At 35.4% G+C, this 15274-nt stretch carries 17 protein-coding genes and 1 pseudogene; 2 read left to right on the top strand and 16 right to left on the bottom strand.

Annotated elements, in window-relative coordinates; all coding sequences use genetic code 11:
* Positions 1–52: 52 nt before the first annotated feature.
* Complete coding sequence (locus ACIQCO_RS08725) at positions 53–601, top strand: M1 family aminopeptidase (protein WP_400427496.1); 549 nt, start codon at positions 53–55, stop codon at positions 599–601.
* Between the two features lie 61 nt (positions 602–662).
* On the opposite strand, the gene ACIQCO_RS08720 is transcribed toward ACIQCO_RS08725, so the two are convergent.
* Both ACIQCO_RS08720 and ACIQCO_RS08715 read right to left on the bottom strand, forming a co-directional pair.
* Positions 663–1022 (bottom strand): hypothetical protein, encoded by a 360-nt coding sequence (locus ACIQCO_RS08720; protein WP_400427495.1) that lies wholly within the window; start codon positions 1020–1022, stop codon positions 663–665.
* 367 nt (positions 1023–1389) lie between these two features.
* Positions 1390–2256 (bottom strand): annotated as a pseudogene (locus ACIQCO_RS08715) (Rpn family recombination-promoting nuclease/putative transposase).
* A gap of 359 nt (positions 2257–2615) precedes the next feature.
* Here ACIQCO_RS08715 and ACIQCO_RS08710 point away from each other — a divergent pair.
* The gene (locus ACIQCO_RS08710; RefSeq protein WP_400427494.1) at positions 2616–4976 is read left to right on the top strand and encodes a TOTE conflict system archaeo-eukaryotic primase domain-containing protein; all 2361 of its coding nucleotides are present in this window, start codon (positions 2616–2618) and stop codon (positions 4974–4976) included.
* Between the two features lie 162 nt (positions 4977–5138).
* Here the strand turns inward: ACIQCO_RS08710 and ACIQCO_RS08705 are convergent, their stop codons facing one another.
* From ACIQCO_RS08705 to ACIQCO_RS08640, 14 genes are all read right to left on the bottom strand, one after another.
* The gene (locus ACIQCO_RS08705; RefSeq protein ID WP_400427493.1) at positions 5139–5444 is read right to left on the bottom strand and encodes a hypothetical protein; all 306 of its coding nucleotides are present in this window, start codon (positions 5442–5444) and stop codon (positions 5139–5141) included.
* Positions 5445–5564: 120 nt separating this feature from the next.
* Entirely contained in the window at positions 5565–5738 is a 174-nt protein-coding gene (locus ACIQCO_RS08700; RefSeq protein ID WP_400427492.1) for a hypothetical protein, read from the bottom strand.
* A 332-nt stretch (positions 5739–6070) separates the two neighbouring features.
* A complete protein-coding gene (locus ACIQCO_RS08695; RefSeq protein ID WP_400427490.1) occupies positions 6071–6373 on the bottom strand; it encodes a hypothetical protein in 303 nt (100 codons plus the stop codon).
* Between the two features lie 48 nt (positions 6374–6421).
* Complete coding sequence (locus ACIQCO_RS08690; protein ID WP_400427489.1) at positions 6422–6811, bottom strand: hypothetical protein; 390 nt, start codon at positions 6809–6811, stop codon at positions 6422–6424.
* Positions 6812–7142: 331 nt separating this feature from the next.
* Positions 7143–7412, bottom strand: a complete 270-nt coding sequence (locus ACIQCO_RS08685; protein WP_400427488.1) for a hypothetical protein — start codon at positions 7410–7412, stop codon at positions 7143–7145.
* Between the two features lie 142 nt (positions 7413–7554).
* Positions 7555–8160 (bottom strand): hypothetical protein, encoded by a 606-nt coding sequence (locus ACIQCO_RS08680; protein ID WP_400427487.1) that lies wholly within the window; start codon positions 8158–8160, stop codon positions 7555–7557.
* A 3-nt stretch (positions 8161–8163) separates the two neighbouring features.
* Entirely contained in the window at positions 8164–9027 is an 864-nt protein-coding gene (locus ACIQCO_RS08675) for a hypothetical protein (RefSeq protein WP_400427486.1), read from the bottom strand.
* 235 nt (positions 9028–9262) lie between these two features.
* The gene (locus ACIQCO_RS08670; RefSeq protein ID WP_400427484.1) at positions 9263–10438 is read right to left on the bottom strand and encodes an Nmad3 family putative nucleotide modification protein; all 1176 of its coding nucleotides are present in this window, start codon (positions 10436–10438) and stop codon (positions 9263–9265) included.
* A 431-nt stretch (positions 10439–10869) separates the two neighbouring features.
* The gene (locus ACIQCO_RS08665; RefSeq protein WP_400427483.1) at positions 10870–11382 is read right to left on the bottom strand and encodes an AAA domain-containing protein; all 513 of its coding nucleotides are present in this window, start codon (positions 11380–11382) and stop codon (positions 10870–10872) included.
* A gap of 74 nt (positions 11383–11456) precedes the next feature.
* Positions 11457–11801 carry a hypothetical protein gene (locus tag ACIQCO_RS08660; protein ID WP_400427481.1) on the bottom strand — a complete coding sequence of 115 codons (345 nt, stop codon included), beginning with the start codon at positions 11799–11801 and terminating at the stop codon, positions 11457–11459.
* A gap of 331 nt (positions 11802–12132) precedes the next feature.
* The gene (locus ACIQCO_RS08655) at positions 12133–12861 is read right to left on the bottom strand and encodes an amino acid ABC transporter ATP-binding protein (RefSeq protein WP_400427480.1); all 729 of its coding nucleotides are present in this window, start codon (positions 12859–12861) and stop codon (positions 12133–12135) included.
* Positions 12858–13502, bottom strand: a complete 645-nt coding sequence (locus ACIQCO_RS08650; RefSeq protein ID WP_400427479.1) for an amino acid ABC transporter permease — start codon at positions 13500–13502, stop codon at positions 12858–12860. The genes ACIQCO_RS08655 and ACIQCO_RS08650 overlap by 4 nt, the downstream gene beginning before the upstream one ends.
* A 61-nt stretch (positions 13503–13563) precedes the next feature.
* Positions 13564–14334, bottom strand: a complete 771-nt coding sequence (locus ACIQCO_RS08645) for a transporter substrate-binding domain-containing protein (protein WP_400427478.1) — start codon at positions 14332–14334, stop codon at positions 13564–13566.
* Positions 14335–14620: 286 nt separating this feature from the next.
* Entirely contained in the window at positions 14621–15238 is a 618-nt protein-coding gene (locus ACIQCO_RS08640; RefSeq protein WP_400427946.1) for an SDR family oxidoreductase, read from the bottom strand.
* Positions 15239–15274: the final 36 nt, after the last annotated feature.

Here is a 15274-nt window from a genome sequence, read left to right as displayed (position 1 = left end):
GCTAGGGAGAGATAAGGAGAAACTTGGACAAGAGAACCTGCCATATTTATGCGTGCAGAGTGTCAGGGTTCATTACCAGGTACCCCAGGGGTATTCCGTTTTTAGTTCTGCGGAACAAGATGCTAAGGAAGGCGCGAATAATGGAACGGTTTCCATGAAGCATATTAAAGAATTTTATATGGCCATCGTTAAAGATATGATGGTAAAGTCCACAGTGGCTGATGGCGTCTCCATCCGAGTGATTGGAAGTCAAAGTGATGCTAAAAAGATTGAAGAAACGCTCGAGGTTAAAAAAGTTTTAAGCTATTTTAAACAAAAGTTTGGACCGTATCCGTTTAAGCAGTTGGATATTGTAATAAACGGCGGTGGAATGGAATATCCCGGGATTGTAGAAGTTAATACCACACCTGAGGAACCTGCAATTAATGAAACAGTTGTCCATGAAACAGCACACCAATGGTTCTATCATGTGGTGAGCAACGCCCCCTATTATCATGCTTGGATTGACGAAGGACTAACTTCCCTTTCCACCATGCTCTATTTTATTAATGTGGAAAAGACTCCGGTTGACACAATCATGGAACAACTAGAAATGCTTTAGAACACGCAATCGACAAACAAGCATTATATTTCCATAAAACGTTTCTACAGCGGGATACATATTAGCCCCAACCAAACCCTAGCTTACCTTCTTTTATTTTGCTTTCATTCCATTCCAGAATTCCTTCTCCTTCGCATATCCCCTGTTCTTCAATTTCTTTTTTATAAAACTCAATAATCCTATTTCGCTTTTCGTGGTCTTGCGGTAAATCTACAATCAGAGCTGTAGCATATGGTCCCCCTTCATCTTCTATTCTTTCTTGTTCATCAAGAATACCTATAACATTTACCATTAGTGCACCAAGTTCATAGATTTTTTCAACAAATTTTACTGCATTAGCAGTTTCACCAAACCTATCAGTTGCTAACGCTGATGGATTGTTGTTACTTTTAAGCCATTCTAATGCTTCATATGTTTTCATTAAAATCACTCCTAAATTTAATTGTCGATTAGAATTAACTAGGGTCAAATCCATTTAGATCTTATGATAAAAGTTAATGTGACCAATTTTATAGTTTTGAAATTGATCACAACCAGGGTGGTGCCTTAATAAAGAAATTGAAAAGGCAAATAAATAGATTGATAATGGAGTACGTCCAAAATTCACCCCCTTGTATTAGAATTCATAACTAACCGGTCCATCGGCATGAAACATAGAGCACTCATGTCCGACAATAGCTGCTCTGTATGCTTTATTTCTTGTTATTTAAGATAAAGTTGTTTGCTTAATATCCTGTTTGGTACGGTTCAATTTAATAGCTGCTTTACTGATACTAATTCCCAATCACCTACAATCGCTCAATCTCCTCTATTTGCAAACCTGTCATTTCAGCAATTTCTTGAATTGGTCTACCCTTTTCTTTCATCCTTTTTGCAACCATCCTAATGGCTTCCAGTTTTCCTCTATTTTTCCTTCTTCTTTTCCAAGTTCTCTTCCTCGTCTTTCATATGAATTAATAATTTCCATTACTTTATCGGCCTCTTTTGCACTCATTTCCCTCACCTCTTCTATGACTTTTTGTTCTTCTTCTTCTGTTAACTGTAAATAGGTATCGAAAAAACCCATGATTAAGGTTTTTCTTGCAGGATTCAATTTCAAGCGGAGCAACATAAATAAAAACTCCACTTTTAACTCTGTTTTCTCCCTTTCATTATACCCCATTTTACTTAACAGCGCCGCTGCGACTGGGTTATCTTGGCGAAGGTAGTTTCGCCAGTTTTCCTTTTTTATATGAATGGTCAAAAATCGAAAATCCAATACCGATAAAAATGGAAAATCCATCGAGAAGGTGTCAGGCTCTTTTCTATTCGAATCATGGCTAAGGATTGCAATTGGAAGGATCTTTCTGCGGTATTTTTCATAGAGGCGCCCGAAGTAGATATACATTCTTTCATTAAAATTGTGCTGGCGTTGAGCTTGACTTTCACATGGATAACGATTAATCCATCTTCACCTTTTAGCTTTGTTTCGACTAAAAGGTCTAGTCTGTATTTTTCCCCTTCCGTTACATCCGTTACAATTTCTTCGGATAGAAAACGGAAACATGAATATCTATTTCCTCATAAGCATTTGGAAAGAATAACAGAATGAATTCTTCGAAAAACGTTGACAGCAATTCCTTAAATAATCGGTCATGATCGATGTGTGATGCCATTGTCTACCACTCCTATTTTTATTTTTCTCTATTTAAATGTTCAATCAAGAAATACTGTTATTAAAAAGATGAAAAAATGAAATAGAGGTTTTAAAGGAAGATAAATTAACTACTTTTTTAATGGAGTTTTAATGATAGAGAGATGAGTTAGATGGAAAATGCATAGAGGCACGAATGAGATATGAAATGAAATAACAAGAAAATTATAGCATTTGTTTGTAAAAAATTCTTGTATATTAAGCGAGCTTCACAAAATTTTAACAAACAAATAGCCCCGCAAATATTACACTTTTTGAATTTGACTTTCCTATTATTGTATAATTGAATTATACAAAACCAAACTATTTTGAGGGAATAAAATGAAATATGATCTTGTAATAAAAGAGTTAAATCAGCTAAAAAAAGAAAATGAACATCTAAAACGGCTGCTATCAAATATGATGCATCAACGGGAAGAAAAAGCAGAAATTACAACAGATGCAAACATTATTAGTAATAGAGCGCTACCAATAAATAAAATCAATCTTTTTAAAAGTTTATTTAAGGGCAGAACAGATGTATTTGCATACCGATATGAATCTAACAATGGAAAGATGGGTTACACCCCGGCATGCGATTTGGAATGGCAAAAACCGATTTGCCAGAAACCACAAATTAAATGTTCCGCCTGTCAGCATCGGAGGTTAACTCCACTTAACGATCAAGTACTATATAACCATCTAAGTGGAAAAAAAACAGTCGGAATATACCCCCTTCTTCAAGATGATACGTGTTTTTTTCTTGCATTCGATTTTGATAAACAAAACTGGCAACAGGACGTATTAGCATTTGTAAAGGAATGCAAAAATAGTCATATTCCCGTGTACATAGAACGATCTCGTTCAGGAAAAGGTGCACATGTATGGATCTTCTTTTCAGAAAAAGTTTCAGCTGCTATAGCAAGAAAACTTGGTATGCATCTCTTAACGAAAACTCATGAAAGAAGACATCAAATTGGGTTTGACTCATTTGATCGAATGCTGCCAAATCAAGATACACTTCCTAGCGGTGGATTTGGCAATCTTATCGCTTTGCCGCTTCAACTCCGTTCTAAGAAAGAAGGGAATAGTGTATTTGTTGACGAAAATTTTATACCCTTTGAAGATCAATGGCTGTATTTATCTTCTATTGAAAAAATGAATAAACAGGATGTTTTAGCAGCTTTAAATAAACTTGGACATTTACAAGTTAATGAACCTGTTTTGAATTTAGCTACCCCTAAGAAAATCACGGTCATTATAAAAAATGGGCTGTATATCCGAAAAGAAGGAATACCTTCTGTAATTTTTTCAAAAATGATGAACTTAGCTACTTTCAATAATCCTGAGTTTTATAAAGCACAGTCCAAGCGAATGTCAACATATGGGATTCAAAAGGTGATTAGCTGCTATGAGGAGAATTCTGAATATCTAATACTTCCCCGTGGCTGTTATGAAGAATTAGAAAAACTGTTAAATGGATATTCGATAGAACTCGAAATAGAAAATGAATCTTTTGAAGGAGACGATCTTCAAGTTAACTTTAATGGGCAACTAACATCGCAGCAAGAAGATGCCGTCCAAAAATTATTGGAACATGAAAATGGGACACTCGCAGCATCTACTGGTTTTGGAAAAACGGTTACGGCTGCGGCACTTATCGCTAACAGGAAAATAAATACCTTAATTATTGTGGATAGGACCCAACTCCTTCAACAATGGGTGGAAAGTTTATCTACTTTCCTCGATATACCAACTAAAGAAATTGGACAAATTGGCGGCGGCAAAAAGAATATAACCGGACAAATTGATGTTGCTACCATTCAAAGTCTAAATTCCAAGGGTGAGTTAAAATCATTTATTACTCAATATGGTCAGATTATTGTTGACGAATGCCATCATATCTCTGCATACAGCTTTGAAAAAGTGATAAAACGAGTCCGCGCTAAGTATGTATATGGTTTGACAGCAACACCTATTCGAAAGGACGGACTGCATCCTATTATCTTTATGCAGTGCGGCCCAGTACGCTACAAAACGGATGCAAAAACCCAAGCAAAAATTCGCCCATTTAAGCATACATTAATACCGAGATATACGAATTTCAACTTAAGTTCAACTAATCTTCAAGAAATCTACCAGTCCATATCAAAGGATGAACAGCGAAATCAATCACTATTTGATGATGTTTTAAATGAATTAGATAAAGGAAGTTCCCCAATTGTATTGACAGAGAGAATTGAACATCTTGAATTCCTTCGTGATAAATTTAAAGGTTTTGCTAAAAACATTATTATCCTTACAGGGAAAATGAATAAAAAAGAACGAAGGACGGAAATGGAACGCCTGGCTAACATCCCAGATAACGAAGAGCGACTAATAATCGCAACCGGTAAATACATTGGTGAAGGTTTTGATGATCCGCGTTTAGACACTTTGTTTTTAGCCATGCCCATATCTTGGAAAGGTACACTCCAGCAATATGTTGGACGGTTGCACCGAATTCACTCTAATAAGCAAGAGGTTAAAGTTTTCGATTATGTTGATGCGCATGTCCCTATATTAAAAACAATGTTTGAAAAACGGCAAAGTGGGTATAAGTCATTAGGATATGTTTCATTAAATAATAAAGAAAACAGTTCACCGAGCAAATGCAATTGTTTTAGTGGAGAGGAAATTCGATTTCTAAGCACATCCCTATAACCGTTAGGTAAATTAGGTTTTGTATTGAAACAATGCTACAGCTTATAGTTGGCTGCAGCATTGTTTGCCTTTTGTACCACATTTTTTAATTTCTTGCATAGTGCAGGGTTTTATCCAACCCTTAACGCTTATTAAGATCAGGTCTATATGCCGGATAGCTATTTATGAATAATTGTTTCCTTTCTTACTATAAATTTCATAAGCAAAAAATCCAAATAAATAGCCTATTCCAGCTCCTAAACTAACTGTAAATATTAGAGAGATTGGAAAAAATATGCCAAAAATCACACCGATAGCACAACCAAAAAGCATTCCCATTGGTATTAAACAATTTAATAAATCTTGAGCGCCTTTGGATTTTTTCATACCTAGGTTACCTTGGTTATATTTATGTTTAAGCCTTTCAACTACATATACTACAATCCCTCCCACTATTACAACAGGCGCATTTGCCATGACTAACCCCATGTTAGAACCACCTTTCACTTTTTAATCAGATCATACCTGCTACTCTTAAATAAAATGCCCTTTAATGGAAACAGGCATAAACCTTATTCCATTATTGCGTCCTATAGCGGAAAACAAATTTTAAAATAGAAGGTTTTGAAAAAGCGAAATAGTAATAACTAAAGTTGATAAAGAGCCTAAAGATGCCAAAGATACAATTTTTCGGTTGTTTTGCTTTTTTGAAGGCTTACTTAGTTCATGGATTACTGCACCCCATAAAAGCACGGATGCTAAAATAATAATACTCATAATCATATTTGGTATCTCCTTTCTAAATATTTTAACTTTGTTTATATTCTAACACATATAGCTTTTAACTTTGATCAGCCGGAAGATGTGGAGGTAATCATCTGTCATTTACTGGTACATTTTCTTGGCCGTAATCATTATGCGCTAGTTTGGAATTTAAATTAAAAATAATAAATAAAGTAAACGCGATGCGTATAACCTGGTTAAGGTCTTATGCAACGCGTATTTTTGATCATACTTTTTTTTACTATAGAATAGCAGGATGGTAATTTCAGAATCGTTTTACGATTAACTTCGATAAAGTCCAACAAAACCCGGGTGGTGCCTGTCACCATTAATCAAAGCGGTTTTTTATTTGATTTAAATATGCCATTTAATTTCATATAAATTTCAAATTTTATCATTGCTTCTTTTTCTCTTCTTTCTTGCTCTTCAGGTGAATAATATTTTAATGCTTCTTCTCTTCCTTTTCGAGTGATAAAATATCGATTCCCTTTTTTAATATGATCAAGTTCTTGTCCATGATGCTCTGGGTAACGGCAATGTAATCGTATTTCATTTGAATCAACTTTTTCTTTATCCTTTTCATTAATTTCGTCCGCAATTTCTTGTGGTGTGAAATATAACTTTGTAATACTCATTATTTTGACTGCCTCCTGCTCATTTTTTAATCTATGTGGAATATAGTTTTATTGAGGATTTGGATTATGAAATTCCATTCGTAATTTTGATGAATGTAAAACTGCTAGCAGCCCGTATTTTTCTCCTGTATTAAAAATCCAGTTACTTAAAGGATTTTCACTCTCTTTCCATTTCTCTATTAAAGCAATCAATTTTTTATCACTTGTTGCCAAATTAGCTTCTTTCTGAAATTCAAGATAATCTAAAACTTGTGAATGATTTAAAATAATTTCTTTCCAACCTATATCAAGTCCGGCAATCATTAATTTTTCTCCATCACATTTTGCAATCCATTGTTCACCATGTTCATTTTCAAAATAATATGTTGCTTCACTTGTCCATTTTGGCGGTGTACTTCCTTGTGATGTTGCTAACTCTTGTTCAAATTTAACTGTCATAATCATTTCCTCCTGATTTTTATCCGTAAATATTTATTTGTTATTCGTCCAACAATATGTATCGCTTTAATGTTTCCACATCTAGAAAAAAAATAAACCTTCCATTGTTAATTTAGGCATTCACAAAATCATCTTCAAACTTACTTAGTTAAATTATGGAACATTAGTTCTTAATAATTCAAATTTATTACTTCCACATAGAAACAAACTTTACAATCCCCCCAGAAATGGTGTCAGTCCCCCAGTGAAGTAAAGCTTTAACGCACCAGGGGACTGATACCAAAATCACATGTACTTTTAGATTAAATTTTCTAGAGAGATAAGATTTTGGTTAAAATTTACATTTTTCAATCTCCTCTATTTCCAGCCCTGTCATTTCAGCAATTTCTTGGATTGGCATCCCGTTATCTTTGCGCAGGTAGTTTCGCCAGTTTTCCTTTTTTAATTGAATGGTCAAAAATCGAAAATTCAATACCGGTAAAAATGGAAAATCCATCGAGAAGGTGTCAGGCTCTTTTCTATTCGAATCATGGCTGAAGATTCCAATTGGAAGGATCTTTCTGCGGTATTTTTCATAGAGGCGACCGAAGTAGATAAACATTCTTTCATTAAAATTCTGCTGGTATTGAGCTTGACTTTCAACATGGATAACGATAAATCCATCTTTTTAGTAATTTGTTTTATCATAAATGGCATTTAAACCCTTTCATCGAAAGCGTTTAGATAATGATTTCTAAATCCTACTAAAAACCTTGGTGTACAATTTCTTCCAATCCAATAGCAATATCAGAAATCATATTTTTGGCTTCATCAAGCTGTCCTTTATAGAGACAAATAAGAGGTTTGATGATGTATTGGTGGACTTTTTCTTGGTTGTTTAAAATATCAATTGGAAGAAAGTATGTCGTTGTAGTAACTCCAATTTTTGAAAAAATTGTGTTAAAAAGCTTGCCATCTGCCGTTTTCTCATCTTCGTCGTTATCTGTCCATCCTGCATTATATAGCTCATTACTTTTATTCAATTTCTCCTTTTGAGATTCCAAAAGTCCACATGTTATAAAGGGAATAGTATTCTCTAATCCATGGTTGCTTCCATCAAAAATAATATTAATACCTACACCTTTCTTCAGATTTTCACCCTTAGCAAACACTCGCTGTAAGAAGTATGGAAGCCAATATTCTGGATAGCGAAAATGTGATGACCGATCCCACATTACGCTGCCACCACTAACTGCTTTAAACCCCTCATTTTCCATCAAGTCATTAATCACAATCATTAATTTGCTGGTTTCTTGGCAGATTGTTTTCATCATATCGTAGATTCCTTTTATTTCTTTTCCGGTTGCCATCCCTTATTCCTCCATCCAAAAAAGGTTTTCAATTTTTAAAAGTTTACTAACTTCAATTCCTGAAAAAAACTGTTGGTCCTTCTCAGATACTTGCCAAAAAAAGGAACCCATTGCTGAAATTTTTCTATTAGGTTTAGTAAATCCATGAAATGGAACCAAGCCTTTCCTTTTCAGCAATGCCTTCAAATCTGATAGCAAATAGCGCATTGTAGGGGCATTTTGCCAGGTTTCCCTTGAATTCACTTCATCAATGGCACTAATGATGCTTATCCAGTTAACCCAAAAGAAATTATGATAATTTTGATTAAAATACTGTTTTTTCTCTAATACTTTAAAGGTTTCTTCGATATCGTGCCGTGGTGAAGTGTAATGGGCAGTTACGAAAAATAGATATCGGTTGCCTGCCGATTGAATATATTTGTCTCTTATGAGGCGATCACCAATATAGATTTTTCCGTCCTGAAGTTCCTTGAATAATTCGGCAAGTTGGTCCCCATCTAAATGTTCTAATGGGTTGTTTTCTTTATCAGTTGCGCCTTCTTCTCGATACGCATTACTTTTTCCTGAATGGTATTTTGCTTCTATTAAAACAGATATTGTGGATTGATCTTTTTTCGTTAGGATGATTAGGACATCGGGTTCTCTGTTTAAATAGGTCGTTCTTGGCCAAAAGACATAATCCGCTTCCACAATATCCTCGAGAAAATCAGGTGGAGCATTGTCCTCAAAGCCTGTTGCTTTTTTCAGAAACGGAATGAGGCCGATGTTGACATTAAGATACTTAAAGGTCGAAAATACATCTGAGGTAAGTAAATCTTCCATGTGCTCAAAAGGAGAAAGCTTTCCATGAATTTCAGCAATTGTCATAATAAAACCACCCATACGATTTAATCATAATGAAGGCATTAATTGTTATATATTAGGGAAAAAACTATAACCCCCCCTCCGCAAGCTGAGTTTTTAGGGTCGGAAAAACATTCCTGATCCCCAGCTCTGTAACACTTTAATTTCTCGGGGATCAGGCACTAGAATTATGTGATGGAACAAAGAATTTCCCCATTTTTCTCTCCACTACAAATAAATTTTTCAGGTTTTTAATCGATTAATTGTACTTTGATGATAAATAATGCTCAATCGTCTTCACATATGTTTTCCAATCTTTATACTGTTCTTGGATTTTCCCAACCAAAATAGAATCAATTTGTTTTTCTTCTTTATATATACCTAGGCGACGCATGTTTTCTAGTCTATTAATATATTGTTCAACAGAAATAGGCTTTAATTTTCTTTCTCCTTTTTTGAGTATATGTTTCTGTGATAAATATTCTTTAAAGTCCAAAAAATCGACTTTTCTATTTGAAACAACCGTTTCATGACGATAAATATTATTTTGGTTTTTCAAGAATAGATCCCTCAACCATTCTTCTCCTTTTTCTGACAGTTGGGTAACGAACTCTTGCCCAATCCCTGTTTTCACAGTACAAAATCCATCCAGTGTATTTTGCCATGTCTTTTGATGAACTTGTGTAAGATTTTTATAAAAAAGGTTTGGTAGTTTCCAGGTAGCTATGTTCGATTCTTTACTGTTGGAAAGCAATAGATGATTGTTAAGCGTTGTAAAGTAACCACAGCCTGGTATTTTTAAATCCTCAAATAACCATTGATCGGGTACAAAAATGAAGTTTTTCTGGTTTCTAGTAAAAGCTGCTTCTGTGATGTGGGGATGATGATGCAGGTGGTATTCTTCAAGTAATTCTTTACATTCCTTATAAGTTTCTATTCTCTTCTTTACTTTTAACCAGCCATAAATATAATGGCCGGATATTTTTTTATTTGAAGTCGATTGAAAACCACCAAAAAATAAAAAGATTGATCCTTCATTTACGTTGTGCTTTCTTAAATGAGGTGCTGCATTAAATTGTCCAAACCCCTTACCAATCTTACAGTTTTCATTTTCTTCTATCCAAGGAGGTATTCCTAGCATTGGATCGAAGTGAGCAAATAATTCATCATTGTTTATGTAAGCGTACTCATTTTTCCGTAACTTTACACGGTCCGTTCCTTTTAAACTGTTATAAACCTCACTTAGATTACAACCTTTTAAACCGCAAATATATTCATTTTTTACTAGTATATCCCTATATTGTATATGATTTGAATACCTATTTACCTTTTCTGGTATTGGAAACCAAATGTATTTTCCTGTGTCGTAACTATATGGAGAAAAACACCCTCCACTACCGGAATCAAACCCTTTTCTGCTAAGGACTAATTTCATGGTAATTCCCCGCCTTGTATTTTTTCTTTATACTCTAAAGTACTAGTTAATAATCCAAACTTCTCAGCTACATCATTCAGCATTAACTTGGCATTTCTTTCCGAGTTTATTATTACTACTATATAAATATCTCTATTTTTCAACTTATTTAATACCAGTCTAATAACGGAATACCTACAATTATTAATATTTATCTCTTGTGAATATTTTACCACGAAATTCCCACTTTTTTTTATTTTCCAATTATTTATTCAATTTCTTAATACACTGTTACTTTATTAGTTTGCGGAAACCCCCTAATTCAACTACATCTTCCAAATCAATTAGTCTTTATAAAATGAGTCTAGTAATGTTCAAATAACTTTCAAATGGATACAACAAAAAATTGGCAGGCACCTTACAGTTTTCTGGTTAGTGCCTGGCACATGTATCTACGGGAATGGCGTATCCCATTTAATTCTGCCAGGTAACAAAGCGAACTCTTCAAACTTTTTCAGCCATATAGCAGCTTGTAGAGGACTAATCTCCAAATTACCAAATTTTTTTAATTGGTATTCCCTTTCTGCCGCATCATTTATCATGTGATCGATTTGTTCAATCCTCTTCTTTGTATCTTGTAATTCTGTATTTAACCGCTCGATGTTCTTTTGTAAAATCTCCGGTTGTTTGGAATCAATATTTTCGGCAATAACGTGAACGGAATCCTCGATTTCTTTGACAGATTTAGAGTCCCCTCCTAAAACACTGACACAAAGGGGACGAATCTCTTCAGGAATCTTATTTTTCAAAACATGTAATGCCCGGTCCTTTTCACTGGTAACAAGGACTCTTTTCCCATGGGTAAGAAGGTGGCTAATTAAATTGGCAATCGTATGACTTTTGCCAGTCCCTGGTGGTCCCTGAATCACTCCCCCACTATTTGCGGCTAATTTCTCAGGAATCAATTGCTGCTCTTTAATGGCCGGCAGCGGGAAAAATTATTCCTGGTCAACTGCTTCCAATTCTGGTGAGAGACTCTTTAAATCAACATCCGAATCACTGTGATCAATTTTTTGATGGTTTCCGGGACAGGAAAACCCGTCTGAATTTTTTCAATGGCATTTGTTAAATCTTGCTGCCAAAACCTGCCGCCTGTGTTTCTTAAGAATAAGGCTGGACTGTAAGAAATAATTGGAATGGTTATGTTTTTTATGCTTGCCTTTTTATCAGACGCAAATAATCCCTCAGGACTTATTGTGTGAACAACTTCCTGGAAGAATTGTTGGATTCGATCCCCTTCAACTGGTGAAAATTCGAGCTCTTGGACTAGACTTTCCAATTTTATAACCCGCGTGTCGTTCGGAAAATCAATATGTAATAACATGTAAGTCTCCATCGCGGAGCCGTTACTTGTAGGTAGCAGGTAAAAAACACCTTTCTTAGCATCAAATTTGATCTCTAATTTTGTTACCAAAACATGGCGGGAGATTTTGTTACCGCCAATTTCCCATTGAAGTAAACCGTGCCCACAACCAAGTTCTATGTCTTCCCCTTTTCAAGCAATCTCGACACGCTACATCCAGAAATAGAATGTTTACTTTTACTCCAACTCTGTAGAAATTTTACAGAAAAATAGTGCCAGGCACCTTCCAAATTTCTGGTTAGTGCTTGCACCTTATATTTATTTTCCAACTCAATAGAATGTAAATGATTGATTATAGGACTTTACTTAAGAACGCCTTGGTTCGTTTATGCTGAGGGTTACTGAACAACTCATTTGGTTCATTTTCTTCCACAATATAGCCGCCGTCTATGAATATGACCCGGTCCCCCACTTCACGTGCAAAGCCCATTTCATGGGTAACCACCACCATTGTCATCCCTTCTTTAGCAAGCTGTTTCATTACTTCTAATACATCTCCGACCATTTCAGGGTCAAGTGCAGATGTCGGCTCGTCAAAAAGCATGATTTTAGGATTCATTGCCAGCGCCCTTGCGATGGCAACACGTTGTTTTTGCCCTCCGGATAGTTCGCCCGGAAAACTATTAGCTTTTTCTCTTAATCCTACTTTATCAAGCAGCTCAAATGCTAATTTATCCGCAGCTGATTTGTCGGTAGTGCGAATTTTAATGGGTCCCATCGTGATGTTTTCTAAGACGGTTTTATGAGGGAATAGATTGAATTGCTGAAAAACCATTCCCACTTCTTGTCTAACTTTGTTGATATTGATCTTGTTGTCTGTGATATCCTGTCCGTTAATGACTACTTCGCCACCTGAAATTTCCTCTAGGCGATTTAAGCAGCGAAGGAACGTACTCTTTCCTGAACCGGATGGACCTATTACACAAACTACCTCTTGTTCTTGTACCTCTGCATTAATATCCTTTAAAACCTCTATCTTACCAAACGATTTTCTTAGATTTTTAACTTTGATCATGCTCATCGAAGCTGAATCCTCCTTTCGACGAAATTGGCTAAGATGGTTAATAAATAAATTATGATAAAGTAAATAACACCCACAGTCAGCCAAATCTTGAAAGCCTCGAAGGTTGCTGAAGCTTGGATTTGCCCTTGCTGTGTTAAGTCGGCTATCCCAATAACGGATAATAGAGAAGTATCTTTTAAACTAATAATGGACTGGTTGGTAATGGTAGGAAGCATTCTTCTAAATGCCTGTGGGAGCACCACATATCGCATCGTTTGTGCACCCGTAAAACCAATCGATCTTGCTGCTTCTGTTTGTCCCTTATCAATCGATTGAATTCCCGCTCTGATAATCTCAGCAAAATATGCCCCCGCATTAATAGCAACAGTGACGATCCCAGCTGTTGTGTTGTTTAAGGACACCAATTGTAAAGAATTCACGCCGAAATAGATAAAAAACAATTGTACAATAAATGGCGTACCTCGAATCGCATCCACATAAACCTTTGCAATCCAGTTTAAAATCTTACTCGGAGCCAATCTTAATAATGCGATTACTAAACCAATTAAAAAACCAAGAATAATAGCTATTACAAAAATATATAGAGTAACTTGAAGTCCTTTTAATAACATTGGAATAGCTGCAGAAATAATATCCATCCTAATCATCCCCTTTCAAAAAGAAAGCGCGCTATAAGCGCGCCTATTGCTCACAAATCTATTATTCACCAAGATAAGTTTTTATAATTTGATCATAGGTTCCGTCTTTTTTAAGCTCTTCAAGTCCTTTGTTAATTTTTTTCAAAAGATCTTGGTTTTGTCCTTTTAATACTGCAATTCCATATTGATCTCCGTTCAATCGATCACCCACGATTGTTAAGCCAAGGTCTTTTTGAGCAATTGCATAGGAGATAACCGGATAATCTTCAATAAGTGCTTCTGCATTTCCGTTCGATACTTCCTGGAACATGGCAGGACTGTCATTAAATTGAACAACAGTAATTCCTAGTTTGGCAGCATTGTCTTGTGCATATTTCGCACCTGTCGTTCCTTTTTTAACTGCTACCTTTTTTCCTTTAAGATCATTTACAGATTTAATGCCTGAATTATCTTTTTTAACAACTACTGTTAAACCTGCATCAAAATATGGTGTTGAGAAATCTACTATTTTTTTTCTATCTTCTGTAATACTCATTCCTGCAATAGCCACATCTAGTTGATTAGCTTGCATTGCTGGGATGATTCCACCAAAATCCATTGCAGAAAGTTCAATTTTGAAGCCTTGATTCTTTGCTACTGCATTGATTAAATCAATATCGATACCCTTATAGTCGTTTCCTTCTTTAAATTCAAATGGAGGATAAGTTGTATCAACACCTACTCTATACACCTTACTCTTTTCCTCTTTCCCGCTTTTTGCGTCACTACTTCCACAAGCTGCGATAAAAATTGTAAGGATTAAAAACAAACTAAATAAACCAAACTTCTTCATTTCAATCTCCCCTTAGTTATCAGATTATTCTTATTTACAGAATAGAATGAATTTACTTTTTACAATATAGCATAAATGATAAGTGGAAAAAAAGCAAAGTTATTGGAGTATAAATTATTTTTATAAAATTAATATAATAAGATAATTTAAACATTGGACTATATAAAAAGAAAAACAGGAAAATGAGAACTTTCTTCGTGGGTGTGAAGGTTTTAACACAAAAAATGTGCCAGGCACCACCTAATTTTCAGGAAGGGGCCAGGCACTCATTTGTTTCAATTTGCTATTAAATATTCTGTAAAGCCTCTTGGATACCCATTTCACCAGACATTAAATCAAAGGAACGGCGATATGTGTTTTTCTCATTTAATGTAGCCACAACTGTTTTTGCTACATCCTCACGCGTAATGGATCCTCTTAGTAAATTTTCACTAACCTTAACTTTCCCTTTGCTAGGTTCGTTTAATAATGAACCAGGCCTAACAATTGTGTAGTTCAATTCAGTAGCAACTAACATACGATCAGCATAATGCTTCGCTACCATATAAGGTTTAATTGGACTATCCTTCCAGCTCTCTCGGTTATGTGCTTGGAAGGCACTTACTATTACATAGCGATTTGCCCCTACCTTCTCAGCCGCCTCCATTGATTTAACTGCACCATCTAAATCAACAAGCAGGGTTTTATCTGGGCCTGTTTTGCCCCCAGAGCCCGCAGTGAAGATAACAGCATCTGTACCCTTCATCACTTCCGCAATTTCATCAACACTTCCTTCTAGATTGCATACAACAGCTTCAACACCTGATTGTCTAAGTTGGTTCGCCTGCTCTTCACTTCTTACCATTGTCCTTAAAGTATGCTCACTGCTATTTGAAAGCAGATTCACAATATGTTTCCCAACCAGTTCGTGATTCCTTTTGAAAGCCTCCTTGGCATTTAA

Origin of the sequence: Neobacillus sp. NPDC093127 (assembly GCF_044754175.1) — a bacterium.
Lineage (GTDB): Bacteria > Bacillota > Bacilli > Bacillales > Cytobacillaceae > Neobacillus.
This window is presented reverse-complemented; position numbering and strand designations above follow the sequence as displayed.